Origin of the sequence: Bacillus hominis (assembly GCF_030348325.1) — a bacterium.
Classification (GTDB): Bacteria; Bacillota; Bacilli; order Bacillales; family Bacillaceae_G; genus Bacillus_A; species Bacillus_A hominis.
In genome coordinates, this window is the sequence record NZ_JAUCFS010000005.1 from 4,437,102 (window position 1) to 4,453,736 (window position 16,635).

14 protein-coding genes are annotated in these 16,635 nt (G+C 38.4%); 3 read left to right on the forward strand and 11 right to left on the reverse strand.

Annotation, left to right across the window (positions count from 1 at the left end):
* Nucleotide 1 precedes the first annotated feature (1 nt).
* Nucleotides 2-1,105 carry a DgaE family pyridoxal phosphate-dependent ammonia lyase gene (locus tag QUF93_RS25645; protein WP_289360614.1) on the reverse strand — a complete coding sequence of 368 codons (1,104 nt, stop codon included), beginning with the start codon at nt 1,103-1,105 and terminating at the stop codon, nt 2-4.
* Entirely contained in the window at nt 1,083-2,183 is a 1,101-nt protein-coding gene (locus QUF93_RS25650) for an EF_0837/AHA_3915 family putative deacetylase (RefSeq protein ID WP_289360615.1), read from the reverse strand. The genes QUF93_RS25645 and QUF93_RS25650 overlap by 23 nt, the downstream gene beginning before the upstream one ends.
* Before the next feature lie 525 nt (nt 2,184-2,708).
* Here QUF93_RS25650 and QUF93_RS25655 point away from each other — a divergent pair.
* Nucleotides 2,709-3,500, forward strand: a complete 792-nt coding sequence (locus QUF93_RS25655) for an FkbM family methyltransferase (protein ID WP_289360616.1) — start codon at nt 2,709-2,711, stop codon at nt 3,498-3,500.
* A gap of 482 nt (nt 3,501-3,982) precedes the next feature.
* Here the strand turns inward: QUF93_RS25655 and QUF93_RS25660 are convergent, their stop codons facing one another.
* The 9 genes from QUF93_RS25660 to QUF93_RS25700 form a co-directional block, all read right to left on the reverse strand.
* A complete protein-coding gene (locus tag QUF93_RS25660; RefSeq protein ID WP_289360618.1) occupies nt 3,983-4,843 on the reverse strand; it encodes a M15 family metallopeptidase in 861 nt (286 codons plus the stop codon).
* 82 nt (nt 4,844-4,925) lie between these two features.
* A complete protein-coding gene (locus tag QUF93_RS25665; protein WP_289360619.1) occupies nt 4,926-6,032 on the reverse strand; it encodes a sensor histidine kinase in 1,107 nt (368 codons plus the stop codon).
* A complete protein-coding gene (locus tag QUF93_RS25670) occupies nt 6,025-6,723 on the reverse strand; it encodes a response regulator transcription factor (protein WP_289360620.1) in 699 nt (232 codons plus the stop codon). The genes QUF93_RS25665 and QUF93_RS25670 overlap by 8 nt, the downstream gene beginning before the upstream one ends.
* A 104-nt stretch (nt 6,724-6,827) precedes the next feature.
* Nucleotides 6,828-7,934 carry an o-succinylbenzoate synthase gene (gene menC / locus QUF93_RS25675; RefSeq protein WP_289360621.1) on the reverse strand — a complete coding sequence of 369 codons (1,107 nt, stop codon included), beginning with the start codon at nt 7,932-7,934 and terminating at the stop codon, nt 6,828-6,830.
* On the reverse strand, nt 7,935-9,380 hold the full coding sequence (locus QUF93_RS25680) for an o-succinylbenzoate--CoA ligase (protein ID WP_289360622.1): 1,446 nt from the start codon (nt 9,378-9,380) through the stop codon (nt 7,935-7,937).
* A gap of 244 nt (nt 9,381-9,624) precedes the next feature.
* A complete protein-coding gene (gene menB, locus QUF93_RS25685; RefSeq protein ID WP_000963893.1) occupies nt 9,625-10,443 on the reverse strand; it encodes a 1,4-dihydroxy-2-naphthoyl-CoA synthase in 819 nt (272 codons plus the stop codon).
* 68 nt (nt 10,444-10,511) lie between these two features.
* Nucleotides 10,512-11,324: a 2-succinyl-6-hydroxy-2,4-cyclohexadiene-1-carboxylate synthase gene (gene menH, locus QUF93_RS25690; protein ID WP_289360623.1), complete on the reverse strand. Its 813-nt coding sequence runs from the start codon at nt 11,322-11,324 to the stop codon at nt 10,512-10,514.
* A complete protein-coding gene (gene menD / locus QUF93_RS25695; RefSeq protein ID WP_289360624.1) occupies nt 11,321-13,075 on the reverse strand; it encodes a 2-succinyl-5-enolpyruvyl-6-hydroxy-3-cyclohexene-1-carboxylic-acid synthase in 1,755 nt (584 codons plus the stop codon). The genes menH and menD overlap by 4 nt, the downstream gene beginning before the upstream one ends.
* Entirely contained in the window at nt 13,072-14,466 is a 1,395-nt protein-coding gene (locus QUF93_RS25700; protein ID WP_289360625.1) for an isochorismate synthase, read from the reverse strand. Before QUF93_RS25700 ends, menD begins: the two co-directional genes overlap by 4 nt.
* A 194-nt stretch (nt 14,467-14,660) precedes the next feature.
* On the opposite strand from QUF93_RS25700, the gene QUF93_RS25705 reads away from it, so the two are divergent.
* Nucleotides 14,661-15,614 (forward strand): 1,4-dihydroxy-2-naphthoate polyprenyltransferase, encoded by a 954-nt coding sequence (locus QUF93_RS25705; protein WP_289360626.1) that lies wholly within the window; start codon nt 14,661-14,663, stop codon nt 15,612-15,614.
* A gap of 276 nt (nt 15,615-15,890) precedes the next feature.
* Nucleotides 15,891-16,622: a yteA family sporulation protein gene (locus QUF93_RS25710; RefSeq protein WP_289360627.1), complete on the forward strand. Its 732-nt coding sequence runs from the start codon at nt 15,891-15,893 to the stop codon at nt 16,620-16,622.
* Nucleotides 16,623-16,635 lie beyond the last annotated feature (13 nt).

Below are 16,635 nucleotides of genomic sequence, written 5' to 3' on the forward strand. Positions count from 1 at the left end.
TTTAGTTTCCCCCTACAATTTCTCTCATTTTTTCTTCAATAACATGTATATCATCACCTTGAAGTGGACGGGGATCGATATCAAAGAATCCTTGTCTTACTCCGTAATCACGTGTGTAAATTGCAATTTCTCCTTCGCGCAATGCAGTCACAACGTCTTTTGCTGATTTATTTAACTCTTTCTCGTTAATATGAATGCGTGCTCTAAAGATTGCTCTTCCTGCCTCATCTTGAACGATCGTTACATTTACACCGTTTAATTCTTTCAGGGGCATAAGTACTTGTAATAACTCTTTTTCTTGCTCACTCTTATCTTCTTTTACTCCGTACTCATCAAGCGCTTGCAGTAAACCGAAAGTCGTCTCTTTCCCAACCTTCATACTTCTTCCGATGCAATGTAATTGCACTTTCAGCCATTCAATATATTTTCGTTTACCGCCGACAATACCGGAAGTCGGTCCTTCAATCGCTTTTGAACCACTATAAATGGCAAGGTCTGAATATTTCACATATTTTTGAATGTCTTCTTCCGCTGCTGCATCAACGATAAGCGGTACATTATTTCGCTGCGCTACTTCCCACGCTTCTTCAACAGAAATCATATTTTTTTGCACTGCATGATGTGATTTCACATAAAGAATTGCCGCTGTATTTTCACCGATTGCATCTTCAATATGTTCTGCTTTCCCTTCATTTGCATAGCCAACTTCAACGAGCTTTCCTCCGCCTAAGTAAATCATCGTTTCAACAGGAGCACCGTATTGAACGTTATGACCTTTTAACATAATCACTTCATTTTTCGTGATGACTTCTTGATGAAGTCTTTCACTTTTACGGCGATTTCCTTCTGTAACGATACCAGCAATAGAAAGTGCAATTCCGCTTGATGCTGAATTCACAGCAACTGCCGCCTCTGAATCTAAAATTCTCGCAATATGGTCCCCCGCTTTATCTACTAAATCTGCAATTTCTACATAATTTTGTCCACCATGTTTCATCGCATCCATAACTGTATCTGTAGGAGCGGATACACCTAAAATACTCATTCTACCGCTCGCATTAATAACTCTTTTTAATCCGTACTTAGCATTCAATGAGTGACCCATTGATTACAACCCCTTTCGCATCAATTCTTCTTTCAGCTATGCGCTGATCCCCTTCTGAATCAACTAACGTAATCGGTTCATCTTTCACCGTAAATAAAGTTAAGTTTGCAATATCGCCTTCTTGAATGCGGCCAAGCTCTGGTTTCTTAAGCCATTCTGCCGCATTTTTCGTAACCGCATCAATTACTTCTTCTAGCGGATAACCTAAGTAAAGGAATTTCGAAAGAACGTGAGCCATACTGTAAACTGGGCCGTGTATACGATTCTTACGATAAATATCTGTACTAATTGTATTGAATCGAATGCCTTGACGCTTCGCTGCTTCTGCTACTTTAAAAGAAAAACTAGCATTACCATGTCCAACATCTAAATGAACACCACGTTTCACTGCATCTAGTAATACAGGTAGCGGTTTTCTTTCTTCATCGAATAAATTATTTTCTTTCCCGTTTAAGTAATGTGTAATGACATCATCTTTTTCTAAAAGAGGTACAACTTCCTCTATACGCGGAGGCGCTGAACCGATATGTACCATAATCGGTAATGATGTTTCGCGAGATAAAGAGCGCGCCACATGAAGCGGTTCAATTCCGCTATCACAAACGACACTTTTACTCATTCTCGCTTTTAAACCAACGATTACATCTTTATACTTTTCTACTGCTTCTATTACTTTCTCTTTATCTATCCATTCCATATTGGATAATTCATCAATTCGTTTCAAACCGATGCGAGAAATATTTAAAAAGGCAAATAAATTCGTCTTTGCCTGCTCTCTACTTTTTACTAAATCTGCAATGCGATCAGCACCGCAACTACCCGCATCAACAATTGTCGTTACCCCTTGCTTAACGCCAATTTCATCAACCTCATCGCCATATGGATCAAACTCTGGAAAAGCATGAACGTGCAAATCAATCCAACCACTCGATACGTAAGTACCAGAGTAATCAAGAACCTTTCCACCCTCGCCAGCACCAGCCTTCGTCACCTGTGCGATTTTATTATTTTCAATTGCAATGTCAATCTCTTCCCCGTTCACACGTTTCACATTACGTAGTACGAATCGTTCTGTCATTGTATTTCCACCCTTTTCTATAAGAAGCCATAAGAATACGCTTACATTAAAGTTTCATTTTTATCCCGCATTAACGGGCAGTAAGACCCCTACCTCGAAATTCAGCGAAAGCAAAGAAGTTAGGTGGAGGATCAACTGTCCGTAAAAGCCCGATTGGTTCAACTAATAATCAGTGGGGGATGAACAAAATCCCCACTGATTAAAGTTTCACTTTATATCTCTTTCACATATTTAGAGTATCACGAAAAAAACGAAAAGTAAATATAACGTTATAATGTTTAATTGTGAATAATAGGGTACCGCTAGCATTTCGTGTTTTGTTGATGAGACCCTATGCCCATCAATCTAGATAATCAAAATCCCCCTATAACGAAATTACTATTTATTATTGACTACTGATAATTAGCTTGTCTTGTTAAAGGAGGTATATATTATTTCATTGTGAATACATTTTTAAAAAGTAATTACTTTATGTTTTCATACAAGATTAATTCTGTATGCTTAGTAAAAAAGGAGGACTTGTAATTGAGAGGTGTTTACATTGGAAATACTAAGATGCTTATTTCTACAGATTGGAACGGACAACTTATTGTCCCCTCGAATGATTTAAGTTTAACTCCACATTTATTAGTAAGTGGAAATATTGAGCAGCCCCTTACTAATTTTTTTAGAAATAATTTAAAACCAGGTGATACGGTTGTTGATATTGGAGCAAATATAGGTTATTTTTCTGTGTTAATAGGATATTTAATTGGTTCAATGGGAAAATTAATTGCTTATGAAGCTAATCCTTTTATGCACTCTTTTCTTATGGATAACCTTTCAATAAACTTTTTACATGATCGTACTAGTGTACATAATTTAGCTGTTTATTCTTCTCAAAAGACCCTTCAATTCTATGCATCACACAGGTTTATGGGGAATAGCTCTCTTGTTAAACATAATGAAACCTATCATAAACATTATGTTGATAAGATAGAAGAAATTGATGTAAAAGCTGTAAGCTTAGATGAACATCTTAAAGATATAGATCATATTAATTTCTTAAAAATTGATATTGAGGGCGGAGAATATCACGCTTTTGTTGGAATGAGAGAGTTGATCCGCCATAAAAAGATACAAACTATTGTTTTTGAATTAAACTCTACTATGCTACAAAATAATTTTGAACCTTTTATGGAGTTATTAAAAAATTTAGAACAGATTGAAGGGAATACATTATATCTTTTATCACATGATGGTAATAAAATTCCTACCAATGTGGAACACCTTATAAAACTAGGGGGTTATCCACATGTTTTAATGGATTTTATATAAACTATCTCTGCTTACAGTGGTTTACTTCCTATAGCATTAATTATGTAAGTAAGCCGTCCTGATGGACGGCCTTTTGGTATTTTTTGCTTAGCGTACAAAATTTCCGAAATGTTGGCAGTACCCCATCACTATCAAAACAAAATACCCCCTAAAAGGAAAAAGAGATGAAGAAAAAAATAAAAAAGCGTATCATCAAGTGCTAAAAGATAAGCTTTTTTATACCCTTATTGAATTTTATTGGATTTATTCCATGCTAATTTAGTAATAAAATATTGAATACCCAACAAAATAGTAATAAGTAAAATGAACTTTAAACATACTAACATCCATCCAACAATGTCTTGAAGTAATTGATTATGATATGTAATGTAGGATCCACCAGTAAAAGATAAAATATGGGTATAAAATAATTTATCTTTTACTTTTTGTTTTAATTTTGCACCAGAACCCAAAAATCTATCTACCTCAGATATCTTTTTTCTCTATTCCTGAACCGTCACAATAACCCCGTCCATATTGTTCCCCGAAATTTCATACTGCTTATTTACCGGAACATTCACGTTCATACGATCTGCAACTTTATAATAAGAAACCGTATATTTCTTACCTTCCACATCCGTTGAGATCTCTTTTTTCTCTTTTAGAAAGTCCAAATATTCCTCTAATGTAATTTTCTTTTTTTGCATAATGGCACTATGAGGCAAGCCTACATAACGTATATGCCACGGCTCATATTGAATGCCAGTAATATTACTTTTATTTTTCGGATAACGTAAAACAAATCCGTGTTTCCATACGTTCTCTTCAATCCATTTTCCTTCAGGAGCTTTCTCCATTTTCTTTTGAGTAGACCCAACGTCCAGTGATAATCCTAAATTATGTTCACTATATCCTGCTGGAAGTGCATAATCAGATCCCATTTCTTTATATAATTTACTTTGTTCTTTAAAATCTCGATAACCGCTATTCATTAAGAAATGCTGTACTCCATCTTTTCCAGCTGCATCGACAACGTTCAAAAACTTTTTTACAACATCCTTTGATAAGCGAAGATTCCTATCAAATATCACATAACCTCTTACTAATTCACTATTGTGATTTACATTTATAATATCAGACCTAATGCTATCTTTTTTAACTGGGTAATCTTTGTTAACTAGTAATAGACCCCCTTTATAAATTTCTTCTTTTGTAATCTCTATCTTTTCCATATTTGCAGCCTTTACCGCACTATCTTTCCCGCCGATTTTCACATCGATATCCTTTTGAAATAATGGTGATATATAAAAGCCTACACAGACTGTACATAATATAAAAAGAGAAATAAATACCCACTTTTTCATTTCTAGTTCCTCCTTAACGTAACTTACGTATAGAATAGAAAAAACTATTAAAATAAAAAGTGGGGTAAAGTTTAAATTTTTATTAAATTGTTAAATTCACGTCTTTTGGCAATCGTACTTCAAATATCGTTCTAACTACATTGCTCTCAGCAGAAATCGTACCATTATGCTGCTCGACAATATTTTTCGCAATAAATAACCCAAGGCCTGTACCACCCTGTTGCTCCGTTCTAGCTTTATCACCTGTATAAAACATATCAAAAAGATACGGTAAATCTTCTTCTGGAATGCTATCTCCGTAATTAATAACTTGTACGACAACTTCTCCATTATCGATATACCCATTCAGATCAACAAATTGTCCATCATATCCGTATCGAACGGCATTTGTTAACAAGTTTTCAAATACTCTAGCTAACAATTTTCCATCACCGTTAATCGGTAAATGCGGATCAATATTCAATCTAGCTTCTAAATGATGTTTCTCCAATAGCGGATACAATTCCTCATCTAGCTGTATAAGCAGCTCACTTATATCAATTGGCTTTTTATTTAGTTGTAACATGCCATAATTCATACGTGTAATTTCAAATAATTCATCAATTAAGCTTTCAAGCCTTTGCGATTTCGTAAAAGCAATCGTGGAAAAGTGTTTAATTTGTTCCTTCGTCAAATTCTCACCTTTAAGAATTAAGTCTAAATAACCTAAAACAGATGTTAACGGCGTTCTTAAATCGTGAGCTAAGTTAACAATAAGCTGGTCCTTACTACTTTCCGCAAAGTCTCCTCGTTCCACTGCTTCCTTTAATTTCTCACTCGCTACATTAATTTCGCTTGCAATATATCCAAACTCATCATTTGATGAAACGCGCACTTGATTTGTAAAATCTCCGTTCGCCAAATGATGAATTCCGTTTGAAATCTCATCAAAATATTTTAAATACGGCCTAGTAAGGAAGAAGAAAAACATAATGGACAGAGGGATGAAAATAATTAAAAAGAAATTAACATCCCCAATTTGTCTTACCATTGAACGAAATTGAGCTAAAGGATCCTCATAACGAACTACTAATTTATAATAGATCCGTAATCCTTCATAAATTAAATACGTTACGCCAGCAGCTAATATCATACTTAACGCAAATAGCATAACCATCTTCGAGCGAAAGCTTCTCATCTTTTTAGCCATTGAAAGTATACCCTACTCCCCACACTGTTTTTATTAACTTATTCTTTCTTTTATCTTCTCCAAGTTTTTTCCGCAAAGTACGGATATGTACCATAACTGTATTTCCACTTTCGTAATACCCTTCAGCCCATACTTGCTGGAATATATTTTCCACACTGTACACTTTCTTAGGATGACTCGCTAATAAATATAAAATATCAAATTCTTTTGGTGTTAATTCAATTGGCTCTCCGTACACATTTACTGTTCTGCGCTCAGGATCAATCACAACTCCGCCAATTTCTAAAGCAGATTTACTCTCCTCTACTTTCGGTTGATTTAACGTAAGAAAACGGCGTAGTTGTGCATTTACACGCGCAACTAATTCAATCGGTGTAAAAGGCTTCGTCATATAATCATCCGCACCTAGTACAAGACCTGTCACCTTATCAAAATCAGATGTTTTCGCACTTAAGAAAATGATTGGCATATGATGCTTACCGCGAATTTGACGCGTCACCTCATAACCATCCATTTTCGGCATCATAATATCTAAAACCACTAAGTCGATTGGCTGCGTTTCAATAACATGAACTGCCTCTTCTCCATCAGCTACTTTCACAACATGATACCCTTCTTTTTCTAAATGTATCGCAATTAAATCAGCAATTTCCGCTTCATCATCAGCTATTAAAATTGAAATGTGCTTCATTTTAGCCCCCCTACTTCATTCCGTTTTCATACGCTCGATTTTAAACTAGTCTATCCAATTTGTACAATAAGAAAAGGCTACTCATAAGAGTAACCTTTGTTATTTCATCTTTCAAACACAATCCGCTGCTTCGTTATTTCTTCCAATCTTCCGCGGTCAACTTCATACTCAGCATCAACACTTTGCGGTACAATCACTTTCCCGCCCTCAAGCATCACTTCCGGCGAAATAATATCCCTCTCCCAATGCCTATTAGAGGCAGATATATCGCCTGGAATCGTAAAGTTTGGCAATGAAGCAAGCGCAACATTTTGCGCTCGTGAAATTCCCATCTCCACCATACCGCCGCACCAAACTGGTATGTTATGCTCCATGCAGTAATCATGAATTTGAATGGATTCTGTTAATCCGCCCACTCGTCCTGGTTTAATGTTAACGATGCAGCAACTACCAAGTGTAATCGCAACGCGCGCGTCTTCTAAACTATGGATGCTTTCATCTAAACAAATCGATGTCTCAATTTTCTTTTGCAACTCTGCATGATCAAGAAAATCGTAATCCGCTAACGGTTGTTCAATCATCATTAATTGGAATTCATCTAGTCGTTTCAACTTCTCTACATCAGCTAATGTATACGCTGAATTTGCATCAGCCATTAACGGGATGCTTGGAAACTCTTTACGAATTTCTTTCAATAATTCGTAATCATGCTCTGGCTTTATTTTCACTTTAAAACGCTCGTATCCTTCTTCTACGTACTTCTCGATTTGTTTTAGCATAACCGGAATTGTATTAATCCCGATCACAACGCCGACTTCAATTTCAGACCTAGTTCCGCCAAGCAGTGTCGCAAGTGAGCTCTTTTCACGCTTCGCATATAAGTCCCAAACAGCCCCTTCAATTCCCGCCTTTGCCATTCGGTTTCTTTTTATATGTTGAAATAGACCCGGTACCTCATTCGGATGAGAAATTTCACCCTTTAATAAATCAGGTAATATAAAGTCTTGCAGTACATGCAGCGCTGTCTTCACCGTTTCTTCCGTATACCATGGCTCAGAAAAAGCAACGACTTCACCAAATCCAATGTACCCGTCCGTATCCTCTAATTCAATGACAATACTCTCACGCCTTTCATAAGTCCCATAACTTGCCGCAAACGGGATGACGAGTGGCATTTCCGTTATATAAAGTGTCGCTTTTTTTATCTCCACTTACATCTCCTCCACTAATTGTCTTAACTCTCGTCTTAACAATTTTTTCGAAGCGTTTCGTGGTAATTCCTCTAAGAAACACGCTTTCTTCGGCACCTTATATTTCGCTAATTTCTCCTCGCAAAAATGAAGAATTTCTTCTTCTGTTACCTCTCCACTTTTTACAACAAAAGCAGCCGGTACTTGTCCCCATTTATCGTCAGTCATACCGACAACACCTGCTTCCGCTACCATCGGATGAGAAAGCAACACTTCTTCAATTTGAGCCGGATATATATTCTCTCCGCCAGAAATAATTAAATCACTGCGGCGATCTAATACGTATAAAAATCCTTCTTCATCTAAATAACCGAGGTCACCAGTATGAAGCCATCCGTTTTGAATTGTTTCGCGCGTCGCATCTTCACGGTTAAAGTAACCACCTGTTACGTTCGGTCCTTTTACTACGATCTCACCTTCCGCAAATGGCGGTACTACTACGCCATCTTTTTCAATACGAAGTTGGCACTGGAATAAAGGTTTTCCAGCTGATCCTACTTTCGTTAACATGTAATCTGCGGATAACGTACAAATTTGCGAAGACGTTTCTGTCATACCGTACGTTTGATATACAGGAATTCCTTTTTCTACACACGTTTCTAATAGTGGTTTCGGCGCTGGTCCTCCGCCAAGTAACATGCATCGTAAAGAAGGTGGATATGTTCCTTCTCCAAGTCGTTCTAATAAATCCGTTAACATTTTTGATACGACAGAAATAATTGTAACGCCCCTCGTTTGAAGTGCTTTATGAATAAAATTAGCATCGTATTTCGGAACGAGTAAAATGCGCATTCCGTACATAATGTTTTTCATTAAAAGAGATAGACCGCCAACGTGGAACATCGGCATACAAGCTAACCAACAATCATCGTCACGAAGCCCTAAATTAAGCGAGGAACCGACTGCGCTTGCCCAATGATTGCCGTACGTTAAAATAACGCCTTTCGGTTTCCCTGTCGTCCCAGACGTATAAATAATTGTCATCGCTTCTTCTAAAGAAAATTCTTCTTGTATAGATGCTTCCGCCTTCGGTCCATTCATCACTTCAGCAAATGAATATACAGGAACATCTTGAGCCTCAAAATCTTGATCCGTCACTAAACAAACAACTTCAGCATCATCCATTTGCCAAAGTAGCTCTTCTCTTGAAAGACGTGTATTTAAAAGCACAGCTACTGCACCTACGTAAGATAAGGCGTGAATAACTGTAATCATCTCCATACCATTTTTCATCAGAACAGCCACCTTTTGCGCCCGCTTCACCCCTACATGCGAAAGGTGTTCACAAACAGATACTACTTTTTCATGCAGCTGCATAAAAGTAACTTTCTCTTCCTCTATTTCAATTGCAGTGCGATCTGGTGTTAAAAATGCACGTTGCATTAACCAATTCGGCATCGTCTCCATCACTCATTCTCCTTTCATGAAAGAAAGAGACTTGATATGACATCAAGTCTCTTAGTTGTTTTGTTTCCGGTTTGATCATTTGGTTGCGACTCACTTTATGAGCAAGCCGCTTCCGCTTTTGATCACATCCAGCTACAGCGGCTAGAACAGTCGGTCGTTTCACGCCTTCCTACGAGGCAAAAAACGCCTCTACGTCAGGAGTTCCAACGCCCTCTTGTTCTAAACGAGCCGCTTCCGCTTTTGATCAAGGGAAACGAGGGAATTGACCGAAGTCCGGAGTGCGTTTTTCTTTGAACGCGTCGCGACCTTCTTTTGCTTCGTCAGTTGTGTAGTACAATAACGTTGCGTCTCCAGCTAGTTGTTGAATACCAGCTAGACCGTCTGTGTCTGCGTTGAATGCAGCTTTTAGGAAACGAAGTGCCATTGGGCTGTTTGCTAAAATTTCTTGTGCCCATTGTACTGTTTCTGCTTCAAGCTCTTCTAATGGTACTACTGTGTTTACTAAGCCCATATCAAGCGCTTCTTGCGCGTTGTATTGACGACATAGGTACCAAATTTCGCGTGCTTTCTTGTGGCCTACCATACGAGCTAAGTAACCAGCTCCGTATCCACCGTCAAAGCTTCCTACTTTAGGACCTGTTTGTCCGAATACAGCGTTGTCTGCAGCGATTGTTAAGTCACATACGATATGAAGTACGTGTCCTCCACCGATTGCATAACCCGCTACCATTGCGATAACTGGTTTAGGAATTGCGCGAATTAGACGTTGTAAGTCTAATACGTTTAGACGTGGGATTTGGTCGTCACCTACATATCCACCATGACCGCGAACTTTTTGGTCGCCGCCAGAACAGAATGCACGTCCACCTTCACCTGTTAAAATGATAACGCCAACATTTGCATCATCACGAGCGTGTGCAAAAGCATTGATTAACTCCATTACCGTTTTTGGACGGAATGCGTTATGTACTTCAGGGCGGTTAATCGAAATCTTTGCGATACCATTGTATGTTGAATAAATAATATCTTCGTAATTGCCTTCTGTTACCCATTCAATAGCCATTACTATTACCTCCTTGTATATTTCTGATCTCCTCTATAAGTGCAACTTCCTTCTTGCTGAAAAAAGCATCACTGCATAGTTTTTAGAAATCCCTTTACTATTGTATCAAACTTTTCCGGTTGTTCCACATGAATTGCATGGCCAGCACCATCAATTTTGACAAATTTCGCGTCAGAGACGCATTTTCCGATGCTTTTTAATATACGAAAGAACTTTTCATCATGCTCCCCGTTCAGTAAAAGGACAGGCATTTTTAGGTTTTGTAGCTCGTTCCACCATGAAGGTTGAGCCCCTGTTCCCATGCCGCGAAGACTATTTGCAAGTCCTTTTGGATTATTAGCAAGTCGTTCTCTTCGCACCGCTTCTTTTACGTTTTGCGCTAAACGTTTTTGCGTTTCAAACAGCGGAATATTTTCCCACATCGATACAAAACTTCGGGTGCCTTCTTGCTCAATCTTATCGGCAAGTCGTTCATCTTTTTCCCGGCGTTCTTTTCGCTCTTCCTCACTCTCAAGTCCAGCTGTACAGTTTTCTAAAAGAAGAGAACGCACATATTCTGGATATAAGCATGTCATCGTAATCGCAAGTCTACCACCCATTGAATAGCCAAGTACATGTGCATTTTCAATATGAAGATGATCCAGTAGTTCTTTCATTTGCAGTGCCACATTTTGAATATCATAATGCGTCACATCTTCAGGACTTTCCGTTTTCCCGTGTCCAACAATGTCTACTAGAATGACTTGAAACTGCTCGCTCCAAGAAGGAATAAAAGAACGCCACGTTTCCATACTTCCCGTAAAACCATGAAGAAGTAGAAGTGGTTCCCCGCTTCCGACTACTTCATATTCATACGATACACCTTGCAGCGTTACTTTCATCGTGATTCACCTTGCAAAGATGTAGTAATCACGTCCATCGTTTTTGCCCATAATGTACGGTGCAATGTTAAGTTTTCATCACGGTTCGTACAAATTTCCACAACGTGTAAACCGTCTGTCGTCGTTCCTTTTTGTACCTCTTCTCGGAACTGCTCCCATCCGTTCACACGGCTAAATGAACCACCATACATTTTGACAACATGCTCGTAATCAAGCCCAATTGGTGTTCCAAATAATGATTCGAAATGTTCTTTTTTCTCGTATTGTGGTAAGAATGAGAAAATACCTCCACCATCATTATTTACAACAACAATCGTTATATTTAATTCATGTAATTTTGCAGCTAATAATCCGTTTAAATCGTGATAAAATGATAAATCACCGATTACTAATACGAGCGGATCACAAATAATACTTGCTCCTAAAGCTGTTGAAATGATTCCGTCAATACCATTTACACCGCGGTTCGCCATTACTTGAATGTTTTTATCCGACGTGAAGAAAAATGAATCTGTATCGCGAATTGGCATACTATTACTCGCAAATAACGTTGCCCCTTCTGGTAATACGCGTACAATATCCGTAATGACTTTTCCTTCAAATGCAGTTTCATATGTTTCCATTTCACGAAGCGTTCCCTTCGTTTTTTCGTTTATATGTTGCCACATTCCGAACCAATCATTCTTTTTCATAATTGGCATTTTATCTATTAATGCCCTGCAAAATCCAATGTCACTAGCTTGTACAACTTCTGTCGCAACAAGAGCTGGATCTCTCCATTGTCCAGATTCATCGACAACGATATGAACAGCTTTCGTTTGCTTTTTTATAAACTGTGTTAATGCTTTAGAGATAGGCATACCACCAAAGCGAATTAAAACTTCCGGTTTCCACGTTTCTTTTAACAGTTCATTTCGTAAAAATGTATCGTAACAGTCGATCACCATCGTTTTATCGTGATGTCCGCTACGAATATTAGAAAGTGGATCCGCTAATATTGGATATCCAGTTTTTTCAGCTAGTTCCGCCGCCAATGCTGCAATTTCTGAATGACTATCATCTCCACAAATAATAAGCCCCTTTTCCATATGTGAAAGGCGCCCTACAAGAGAAGTTACATATTCACTCGGCATCATCACGTTCCCCTGCTGAACTACTCCTGTATATTCACCACGCCCTTTATCCCATAAACTTTCTAATGAGAAATCTGGAATTAATGGCTCGCGAACTGGAAAATTAAGATGAACAGGTCCTTGCGGCGCTAAACAAGCACTTGCTATCGTACGTTGCGTCGTCATACGCGCGTAATGATACATCGCTTCACTCGCTTCCGGAAGTGCCATCTCTGTAAATTGCTTCACAAAAGTACCGTATAAATTGAATTGATTCATCGCCTGTGGTGCACCCACATCTCTTAATTCATGCGGTCTATCCGCTGTTAAGACGATAAGTGGTACTCGTGAATGAAAAGCTTCACATACAGCTGGATAATAATTCGCTGCTGCCGTTCCTGATGTACATAATAATGCTACTGGACGCTTCTTCGCTTTTGCGATACCGAGCGCAAAAAATCCCGCTGATCTTTCATCTACGTGTAAATATGTGTTCATTCCTTCATGTTGTTCCATTAGTAAAGCAATCGGCGTTGACCGTGAGCCTGGACTAATGACAACATCACATACATCTAGACGCGTCAGTTCGTCCACGAACGCGCCTAAATAATATGATAATGCTTCTATATGATTGTTCATTTCATTAATTCCTCCAAAGCACCAAGCATCGGTCTAAACTTCAAACTTGTTTCTTCATATTCAAGCTGCGCTACTGAATCAATTACGATACCACAGCCGGCAAATAAGGATGCTTTCTCGCCATTTAATAATCCGCAGCGAAGTGCAACCGCAAATTCACCATTTCCTTCATCATCTATAAAGCCAATTGGTGCACCATATAATCCTCTATCTAAAAGCTCTACATCACGGATTAATTTTAACGCTTCATGACGAGGTGTACCACCAAGAGCTGGTGTTGGATGTAATTCTTCTACCATCGTTAAAAGACTAGCATCACCTTTTGCTTCTACTGGCGTATATAAATGGATTAAATTTTTCGTCGTTAATAAGCCTGGGCTCTCCGGAATATTAACAGATTCGCAATGCTCACTTAGCACGCCTCGAATCATGTTAACTACATAACCGTGTTCAGCCAAATTCTTTTCATCATGAAGAAGCGTCTCACCATTTTGTTTACTTTCTTCTATAGAATTGCCATGACCAATTGAACCAGCAAGGCACATCGATGTAAACTTCTCGCCTTCTTTTCGAATCAATCGCTCAGGTGTCGCCCCTAAGAAGCATGCTCCTTTATAATCAAAAGAAAATACGTAACAATCCGGTTGCCCAATGCGAAGTGCTTCTAAAACAAGAACGGAATCAATATGCTGATCCATCGTTAATTTTAGCTCCCTTGCTAATACAACCTTCTGCACGTTCCCTTGCTTCATTTCATCCTGCACTTTTCCGATTGCATTCATCCAGCCCTTCGGATCAACTTCTACTTTAGAAGTAACTGTTAATTTTGATCCTTCTAGCGCACATTTACTCTCTTGTAAAATTCTCTCTTCTACAGAAATAATTTCGTTATAAAGAGTTTCTGCACAATCTTCAGCTGAAACGAACTGATTAATAGTTAACCACGCTTTTTCATTTTTTACAGTTAATAAAAATGCTGGTAGTGAAAATGTGGTATCATCAAATTCTTTCCAAAGATCCGTTTTTTCTTTTTCTTGGTCAAATGAAAATCCACCAAATAAAAGAGGACCTGTTCCAAATTCATATCCTTCTCTTTGCACGAATGCTTTTTCTTTTACTTTATCCCACTCGTCACGAGCAGTTTGAAAGCGTTTGTGAGACGAATTTGCTATAGTGAAAACAGAGCCAATTCCAGCAAATATTACATGCTGAGCTGGGTCTGCAAAATAACATCTATTTTCGAATGCAATCCTTTTTCCTGCTGCATAAAACAGAAGTGGATCCACCCAATCTATTTGTTTTACAAAACTAACTAATGTTTTTTCATCAGTCGCACGCTTAATAGCTGTAACAAGAACTTCTTGTAAGCCTTTTTGTTTCGTTTGAATCACAATTGTCTCCCCCCTATGGGCGAAAAATAGTCATAATTACGCTTGATTTTAAGATACACCTCAAAGGAAAGGCCTGTCAACGTTTAGCATTTCTGAGAAATTCACCTTCTCTTCCTAGAAAATAAACGTTGACACTAAATGATGCTTTTTCTACACTTAATTGTGTACAATATGTGACCTAAGGAGGATTCAACATGGAAATGAACGTCGAAACGAATTCCTCTCCTACAGCGCAAAAGCCAAGTAAACAAACAGGCTGGCGCATTTGGTGGAGTTTATTACGTCCCCATACATTAACAGCAGCTTTCGTTCCTGTTTTCATCGGAACAGCTTATGCAATACAGGTCGGAGGTATAAATCAAATACATCTTCCTCTTTTCTTTATGATGCTTCTTGCTTGCCTTCTCATTCAAGCAGCAACGAACATGTTTAATGAATACTTTGATTATAAAAGAGGACTCGATCATGAAGGTTCAGTTGGAATTGGCGGTGCTATCGTCCGCGATGGCATTCAGCCAAAAACAGTGCTTAACTTAGCATTCGGATTTTTAGGCATCGCAACGCTATTAGGTGTTTATATTTGTATGAACTCTAGCTGGTGGCTTGCTGCAATCGGTCTTGTTTGTATGGCCGTTGCTTACCTTTACACAGGTGGTCCAATTCCAATTGCGTATACACCATTTGGAGAACTTACAGCAGGATTATTTATGGGTATCATTATTATTGGTATTTCATTCTTTATTCAAACAGGAACAGTAACATCGGAAGTAATTTTATTATCTATTCCAAGCTCCATTTTAATTGGTGCGATTTTACTATCTAACAATATTCGTGACTTAGATGGCGATAAAGAAAATGGTCGTAAAACGCTAGCGATTCTCGTTGGACGCGAAAGAGCCGTTGGTGTTCTCGCTTCTATGTTTATCGTTGCCTACATTTGGACGATCGCTTTAATTATCGTTAACATCGTATCACCATGGATGCTTATCGTATTTTTAAGTGCTCCGAAAGCATTTAAAGCAACGAAGGGCTTTATCGGCAAAAGCATTCCAATGGAAATGGTACCTGCGATGATTTCGACAGCAAAAACAAATACAATTTTCGGTCTCCTAATGGGAATCGGATTACTACTTGGATATTTCCTATAAAGTGAAACTTTAATCAGTGGAGATTTTCTTCATCCCCACTGATTATTAGCCTTCACCAATCGGGCGTTTACGGGCAGCAGGGCTTCCACCTAACTTCTTTGCTCCAGCCGAATTTTAAGGTGGGAGTTTTACTGTCCGCAAATAGCGGGATAGAAAGGAGCTGCTTATGCAGCTCTTTTTTCATATACCAACTTTTCAGCCAAAATTCACCTCATAATTCCCACCTCCAACGCTCATACTATGTAAAGAAACTGAATTGTAGGAAGGTGGACGACTATGTTAACTCCACAACAAATAAATCAATTTAAATCTATTTTAGAAAAACAACAGCTAGAAGTCGAACAAACAATACAAACTCATGAGAATACAGATCGTGCTTCTGAACGTGATTCAGTAGGAGAATTGTCTAGCTATGACAACCATCCAGGTGATATGGCTACAGAATTGTACGAACGTGAGAAAGATTTCGGGCTCATCGAATTTTGGCATAAACAGCTAGAAGATACGAAACATGCCCTGCAAAAAATAGAAGCTGGTACGTACGGTATTTGTGAAGTGTCTGGTGAGGAAATTCCGTTTGAAAGATTAGAAGCAATGCCAACTGCTACAACATGCATTCAGCACGCGACAAATAAATTAAATATGGAAACGCGACCAGTTGAAGAAGAAGTGTTAGCTCCTTCTTTCCACAAGCACGATGAAGATCATTCTGTTGAGTACGATGCGGAAGACGCTTGGCAAGATGTCGCAAATTACGGAACGTCCGAAACACCGTCTGATTTAGAAAGACAAGATTCAAAAAACTATAATGGCATGTACGTAAATAGTGAGGAAAACGTAGGCTACGTAGAGGATTTTGAAAACTTTATCGGTACGGATATGTATGGGAAAAATCCGCAAGTTTTCGCTACAGAAGAACATGAAGAGTATGAACAAATGCTCGATGACTTTGAAGAACGCACCTTTAAAGGTGAATTATCTTCAGATGAGTCTGGTTCTAAAGCATAAAAAAAGCATTCCG